6 protein-coding genes are annotated in these 7,406 nt (G+C 37.2%); 2 read left to right on the plus strand and 4 right to left on the minus strand.

Translation table 11 applies throughout. The features are described 5' to 3' along the window. Positions 1 to 213: 213 nt before the first annotated feature. Positions 214 to 1,395 carry an MFS transporter gene (locus tag AMDU4_RS10825; RefSeq protein WP_021788012.1) on the plus strand — a complete coding sequence of 394 codons (1,182 nt, stop codon included), beginning with the start codon at positions 214 to 216 and terminating at the stop codon, positions 1,393 to 1,395. A gap of 331 nt (positions 1,396 to 1,726) precedes the next feature. On the opposite strand, the gene AMDU4_RS10830 is transcribed toward AMDU4_RS10825, so the two are convergent. From AMDU4_RS10830 to AMDU4_RS10845, 4 genes are all read right to left on the minus strand, one after another. Next, on the minus strand, positions 1,727 to 2,503 hold the full coding sequence (locus AMDU4_RS10830; RefSeq protein WP_021788013.1) for a hypothetical protein: 777 nt from the start codon (positions 2,501 to 2,503) through the stop codon (positions 1,727 to 1,729). A gap of 142 nt (positions 2,504 to 2,645) precedes the next feature. Then, a complete protein-coding gene (iscB, locus tag AMDU4_RS10835) occupies positions 2,646 to 4,061 on the minus strand; it encodes an RNA-guided endonuclease IscB (RefSeq protein ID WP_290705100.1) in 1,416 nt (471 codons plus the stop codon). 30 nt (positions 4,062 to 4,091) lie between these two features. Further along, positions 4,092 to 4,586: an RNA 2',3'-cyclic phosphodiesterase gene (gene thpR / locus AMDU4_RS10840; RefSeq protein WP_021788015.1), complete on the minus strand. Its 495-nt coding sequence runs from the start codon at positions 4,584 to 4,586 to the stop codon at positions 4,092 to 4,094. Positions 4,587 to 4,596: 10 nt separating this feature from the next. After that, positions 4,597 to 4,752, minus strand: a complete 156-nt coding sequence (locus AMDU4_RS10845; protein ID WP_021788016.1) for a hypothetical protein — start codon at positions 4,750 to 4,752, stop codon at positions 4,597 to 4,599. A 530-nt stretch (positions 4,753 to 5,282) separates the two neighbouring features. Here AMDU4_RS10845 and AMDU4_RS10850 point away from each other — a divergent pair. Next, positions 5,283 to 7,406, plus strand: a 2,124-nt coding sequence (locus tag AMDU4_RS10850) for a DEAD/DEAH box helicase family protein (RefSeq protein ID WP_290705103.1), incomplete at its 3' end; no start/stop codon positions are given.

A 7,406-nucleotide genomic window follows, 5' to 3' on the forward strand; every position in this document is an offset into this window, starting at 1 on the left:
TACTTCCCCCTGAAAGAATTCTTATTATTTCTAGTCTTACCGGGCTGGAAAGGCAGTAGAATAATCTGTCCATGGGTATCTCCGGAGTTAGTCCTAAATTTTTATAAGAATTGGACATCTGTTCGTATATTCGAATTTATAAATATACTTTACCATGTATAAGATTTTCATTATGAATAACGTATTTTAATTTGCCATTAACAATTAATTCCCATGGAAATTAAGAAAAACAATTCAGGGAATTCATGGATTAATGCCGGAAGTGTAATTATTGTTCTTCTTTTGTTTTCTATAATGGCAGCGTCAAATGTTACGGCACCAATTTATGAACTTTATGCATTGAAATACCACTTTGGCCCATTTATTATTACCGATATTTTTGCAATATATGTTTTGATGTTAATTCCCTCGCTTCTCTTCTGGGGTCAGTACTCTGATAAACATGGCAGAAAATTGCCCATTGCCATTGGTGTTATTATGGAATTAATTGGATTATTATCCTTTCTGTTTGCCAGAAATGTATATATGCTTTTCCTTGCACGTGCATTTATGGGCCTTGCAAGTGGAGCCATAGCGGGGCCGGGCAGTGCATTATTATTTAATTATAACAGGAGGGCTGGTGCCGTGCTGACATCCATAGGAACCTCTGCAGGAACTGCCACAGGTCCTTTAATAGGTGGAATAATGGCACAGTATTTACCATACCCATTTAGGCTGGTTTATTTACTTTCTATTATTTTAGTTCTATTACCTGCTATGGCAATTTATCCAATAAAGGATATCTCAACAAAAAATCCAAAATTGATACTGCATTTTCCCTCGATAGATAGAGAAGTTATAAGGCCATTCCTGTTAAGTTCATTCGTTGCATTTGGTGCATGGTCAATTACAGCATTCTTTATGTCCCTCGCTCCTGTTTACATAATAAAACTTTCAGGCTTAAATAGCATTGCCATAGGTGGCATTATTGTATTTCTGATGCTGGGCATAGCATCCATTTTTCAGATCATTTCCTTGAAATTCAAAATTCAAAATTCAATGTTTTCTGGTATGGTTTTTATTATATTCGCAATTGTATTCATACTTATTGCAATTATTAGAAATTCTCTCTATATATTCATTGCAGGAACTTTGCTGGCAGGAATAGGCCAGGGTTTCGCATTTACAGGTGCAACAAGGGAGATCAAGGCAATTGCTCCACCCGAAAAAACAGGTGATATGCTTGCCAATTATTACATTATCATATACACTGGAGTTGGGCTTCCAGTAATTCTCCTGGGTTTATTAGATAAAATCATCGGTCTTTTACAGGGCATCATATTCTATGGACTCGCTTTCATTGCATTTTCAATGGTTATGGGATTTTTACTCATCAGGGAAGATTTTAAAGATTAATAGAAATTTATTTTTCGTGCATTATCCAATTTAATTTTTTCAGTTTTCCCAACCCTTCTGTTTCCATCATTCCCTTCGGGGTAGTTTCTTTCTTATATTAACAGGCATTTTCTCTTCAATATTGAATTCACAGACTCCGTATCCCTCAGTAAACTGACCTGAACTGACTGCCTCATAAATATAAGATACTGAATAGAGTTCCTATCCTGCCGTTAACCACTCTGCAACCATGATATACAAGCGCCCTTGGTATTCTATAACCGGAGCTTGTTTCATAGTACCGTATTATTGTATGGTTTTTAGACACGATTTATTACAGGAAAATTTCAACTCACTGTGTACCGTGGGCGAGCATCATTCCAAAGTAGTTTTGGACATAATGGTAATCCAGGCTAATATTCATGCCAGAATTTTTCAAAAATCCATTCAGGATAACCATATTCCAGTAGCTATCAGGTTTTGCTTCCACAACCATTCCCTGATCCATGTTTTCTATTCCAGACAAAGAGCCCCTTTCAAAATATCCCTTAATTTTATTCTCATAGATTTTCGCATATTCGGAATAACCATATGGCCCAGATTTGCTATGGGTATGGGCCTGGTCGGCGCTGAATATAACACTTATTTTGATATCCATGCTATCAACAGTATTCCATATATTCCTGCCGAGCCTCATAAGTTTCTCAGGATCTGATATTCTTGGCTGGGATATTATACTGATTTTTTGTTTTCCAAAGAATGTTAATGGAATTATTGTTCCGAAGTCTTCAGGAAATACAGAAAGCGGTCCTGAGGATGTGGCAAAATTCACAGTTACCATTTCCTTCCCGAATTCAGCTGCTATGTTTCTAACAATTTCCTTGTTAGTTTTATGGTCGCTGACCAATCTGACTGTTTTTGTTGAATATTCACCATGAAGATTTTCAGTGTTGATTATTGGTATCCCGCTGGAAAGTGTCATTCCATGGGGGGTCAGAACTATTATTGAATCTGAATTATCTTCCCTGGTTACTTCTGTTATTTTATCACGAAGTTCCCTGCTTTCTTGATTAGGCACATCTATTATCTCATCACCATGTGGAATTACGTAAAGGCGTTCTAATACCATGTTTTAAAATAGCAAAATCACTAATAAATGTAATCAAAAATTTTCATCTTATATGAAAAAAATTTTGAAAAATAATATCCCCCACTCTAAAAATTATTTGGATTTATGGGACTATTTTCGGCAAATGGTTAATAAAATTCATCTAACTCCCCTCCAAGGAGACCACATGCGATAGCGTGGGGAGGAATTGGGTAGTGAACCTCAGTCCCTTGCCGTATTTTACCAACTTTACCTTCTTTATGTTAACCTCCATCTTCTTTTCACCATTCCTTATTATTACATAATTTCCATAACTATGAACCCCAACAACGCCGTATCTGCTCTCCCCGAATTCCACTACATCACCGGGTTGTAAGGGGTATCTTCTCCTTCTTATTGATGGCCTGAATCCCTTTCTGTTTATTTGAAGAGAACGGTTATTTCTCCTTCTCTGTGTTACATTAAAAACAGTGGATCTTGCCTGCGTGGTCCCTCCAGCAATCACAAATGCATCGTTGGCATGGCTCTTATCCAGCCCAAGGGATATGCGGTTCTTCTTTGTTATGTACCCGAATGTGTATGCTGATCCTGTGAGCTGAGTGAGCTTCCACCTTACAATATTCATGAATGCTGCATCTTTTAATGATTTCAGTGCTCTCTTTCTCACTTCAGGATATCCAAACTCTTCTGCGGTAAGGTTGTTCTTCTTCTGGTTGCATTCATGGCATGAGATGGCAAGGTTGTCTACTGTATCAGGGCCATTTCTTGATCTTGGTGTGAGATGCTCAATCTCCAGGGGTACATTGGTCTTTCCACAGTACACACATGTACGGTGGAACTTTTCAAGGAGGTATTCCCTGACCTCATATCCCTGAAGTTCTCCCTGCTGGTATTCTATCCCACTTATCTCAGGATTCTTCATCTTCTGCTGATCGAATGAAGCAACCTCAATAATAACCTTGGATACGGGAAGGATCCTCTTCAGTTTCTCAATCAGTCTTATGTGAGTCTGTAGTTTGTGAGCTATGCTAGGTGCAAACCATCCCTTACTGTTGTTCCTCCGGTTCATGAACCGTGGTTGCCTGTACCACAGCCTGTTTCTCCTGTTCCTGCGATACATGGATTTCTCCACGTTCAGTTTTGGCATGTCAGTTCTCATGACAGCTTCTCCCGAGATTAATTCTCTTTTTTCTGTTACCACAGAGAATCCAATGTGCTTATATCCTGCATCTATACCTAATGTTGCTGGTTGTTTTGTCTCCCCAGTTGCATATAGAAGTTGGATAGTGAATGGATTTGAACTGATCACCCTTGCCCTGTTATGTTTTAAAAGTCTTCTCGCCTTTCCTGGTGATGTTGGCATTAAAGGTTCGTTGCGCATGTTTATGACGGGGACCCTCAGGTCCTGTCCAGTCATGCCTGACTGTATGTCCACATCGGGATTGTTAGAAGGGGTTTTTAAACCATGCACACTGAGAGTTTCCTCTCTGTTTAATGCATGATCACAGTTGCCACGGACTTGTGGAGCATCCGCAGGTGTGTATGTATCTCTCCTATCTAACTTCTGCTTTTCTTTCATGTTTTTCTCCATGTATTTAAAGCCCCCTAATCAACTCTTGCGTTGTTCCTCACGGGACAGGCCCCCTGCGTGAGCTAGGGGTAGTTGACCTATTGGCAGCATTCCTTCCCAGATGGGTAACCGGGATATATCAGGAATGGGAGTTCCATTTCTAACACGTGCAATAGTTATATGGGGCAAAAATTTGTTCTCATTATTTGTGTATTCAGGTAGCAGTAATGAGATTCGATTATAGAGTTGATCAAGGTCCGGACTTTCAAGTTGTAGAGCTATGACTCTTGGATGATAAATATTCGGCAATGCCCTTATGCCAGAAATCTTTGCTGAAAATTTCTTGCATGAAATTTTATTTAATTCCATAACTATGTGATCCGTTTCTTTTAGATTGATTTCCCCAAGAAATAGATATGTAAGATGAAAATTATTAAGTCGAACAACCTTTAAATTTTGTATATTATAAATGCTGGCCATTATGGGTTCTAATTCCGGAATCATCCTGACAGGTGATCCTATAAACGTCCTCATAATATTACAGTTATTGATTTTCGTCAATAAATTTCTTTATCTCATCAAGATTATCCATGATTAATTTAGCCTTTGCAACGCCAAATGTAAATGGATACTTATCTTCCTCACTGTTCATCAATGTTAAGACTCTATGTCCTTTAAATTCAGTAACTTTCGCAACCATAAGAATGTAATGAAATTGTAGGATAAAATTTTATTGTTTTTTTGCATTCTTATTAATATATGGAATCAAAATAGTCTTAGAATTTCCACTTTTTTCATTCATTGAATAACGGATCTATATCTGTCTGTTACGACTAAGATTTATCTAGGGACGTACCATGCTTTTTTCAATAATACCCGGCCATAAATGTACAATGAGAAAGCATCAAAGTATGCATGGGAGATAACATTAAAATTCTTCGAGTCTAACTTGGTTTAATAATATTTTATAATTTCGACACTGCCAAATTTTCGTGGATAATTTGGACATTGAAACATTTTGATATAATTGTTTCAAGTAAAAATCGCACGATTCTTTGGGTCAAACGAATGTCCGTAATATTACTAAAATCCCTATTCGGAAAAAATCAATAAAGAATTGACAATCTCATAATTTCACTAATTATCATTATTCAAACGGCATTATTTTTTAAATTAAAAGATCACCCTGGTGGATAAAGTTATTAAACTACCATATTATACAATTGCATAATGCTCGAAAAGGGAATTTATGAAGAATTGGTAAATTTATGGCTCAGCAGGGAAATTAAAGACGATAAAAATATTAAGGTTTCAGTTGATAAGATTGATTCTCCTGGATCATCGAGGCTTCTTTCACTTTATTTTGCAGAGAAACTGGAAATAGCATTAAAAAAAATGTCGAATAGCAATGGTAATATCTCATCACAAGTGAAACTTGTCAATGAATTACTGGAAAAAATTAACGTAGCCCCCCCAGATGGCAGGTGCAACGATATTATTGACCCTCCAGAGATATTATATTCAGTTATTGATAATTCTTATCCATGGGGAAATGATAAGAATGAAGTTCCCCGGCCTGCCACATCAATAGCATATAGTTCACTTTTTACGGGTTCAAATGCCGAGCCAAGACTTTATTCCGAACTAAAATTAGAGATTATTACGTCAGATACCATCAACATGCTTGTTTCATTTATAAAGTGGAGTGGCCTTCGCCTCATATTGAATGAACTTAGATCATTCACAGAAAGGGGCGGAAAGCTAAATGTTATAACGACAACGTATATGGGGGCCACTGACTTAAAATCTATAGAAGAATTGAGCAAACTAAACAATACAAAAATAAAGATATCCTATGATACAAAAAATACAAGGCTACATGCAAAAACCTATATTTTCATGAGGAAAACTAGATTTTCCACTGCCTATGTTGGATCATCTAATCTGTCAAATGCTGCAATATCAGGAGGCCTGGAATGGAATGTCAAGGTTGCAGGCAAGGATATGCCTGAGATGCTTGTCAAAATTCAGGAAACGTTCGACACATACTGGCATTCTGGTAGCTTTACGGAATATACAAAAGATAACGCAGAGGAATTAAAAAAAGCCCTAAATAAAGAAATAAATAAAAACAGAGAATCTGATTATATTTTTGATATAAAACCCTATGACTACCAGTCAAAAATTCTGGATGGACTAGAAGCAGACAGAGAACTACGTGGAAATTATAGAAACCTTGTCGTTTCTGCAACAGGAACTGGTAAAACTGTAATATCCGCTTTTGATTACAAAAGGTTTGAAAAGATGCATCCAGGAAAAAGTAGATTATTATTCATAGCACACAGGGAGGAAATACTGAAGCAGAGCCTGCAGTGCTTTAGGAGTGTACTCAAAAACTATAATTTCGGTGAACTGTACACCGGAAATTACAAACCAGCGTCCATGGAACATTTATTCATGTCAGTGCAGACCTTTAATTCAACAAGGCCTGACCATATACTGCAGAACGATTATTATAATTTCATAGTTATAGATGAGTTCCACCACGCACCAGCTAAATCATATAAACCAATTTTAGAGTATTTTAAACCAGATATACTGCTAGGCCTGACTGCAACGCCGGAAAGAATGGATGGAAAAGACATACTAAAATATTTTAACAACCATATTACATCTGAAATTCGATTGCCAGAGGCTATTGATAAAGGCATTTTAAGCCCATTCCAGTATTTTGGTATAACGGATTCAGTGGATCTGGATAAGATATCATGGAGCAGGGGTCGGTATGACACAGGTGAGCTGGAAAGACTGTATACATCCAGTGGAAATATGTCTGATGAACGTGCCAGCCTGATTAAGGAGGCAACAGAAAAATATATATCAGATATCAATGACTTAAAAGGTCTAGGTTTCTGTGTGTCAGTTGCACATGCTGAGTTCATGGCTGATTATTTCAATAGAAATGGCATAAGTGCCATAGCCTTGAAAGGTAATTCAAAACAGGAAGAGAGGGATACCGCCCATGAACAATTGAGAGCCGGAAAAATTAAGATTATTTTTGCTGTTGATATATATAATGAAGGAATTGACATCCCTGAAATTAATACAATACTTTTTCTGAGACCAACAGAAAGCCTTACTGTTTTCGTACAGCAGCTTGGACGTGGCCTTAGATTATCTGATGGGAAGGAATGCTTAACAGTCCTTGACTTTGTGGGAAGATCAAACGCAAAATATAATTTTACAGGAAAATTCCTTTCCCTTGTACGTAACCATGGTGTATCAATAAAGAAAGAAATTATATCGGGATTTATGGATCTTCCAAGAGGATGCTATATCGAGCTGAAAGAAAAG

Source organism: Ferroplasma sp. Type II, assembly GCF_000496155.1.

Bases quoted from the DNA above. Each gene is read 5' to 3' on its own strand.
- AMDU4_RS10825 (WP_021788012.1), top strand. From the start codon at position 214: ATGGAAATTAAGAAAAACAATTCAGGGAATTCATGGATTAATGCCGGA.
- AMDU4_RS10830 (WP_021788013.1), bottom strand. From the start codon at position 2,503: ATGGTATTAGAACGCCTTTACGTAATTCCACATGGTGATGAGATAATA.
- iscB (WP_290705100.1), bottom strand. From the start codon at position 4,061: ATGAAAGAAAAGCAGAAGTTAGATAGGAGAGATACATACACACCTGCG.
- thpR (WP_021788015.1), bottom strand. From the start codon at position 4,586: ATGAGGACGTTTATAGGATCACCTGTCAGGATGATTCCGGAATTAGAA.
- AMDU4_RS10845 (WP_021788016.1), bottom strand. From the start codon at position 4,752: ATGGTTGCGAAAGTTACTGAATTTAAAGGACATAGAGTCTTAACATTG.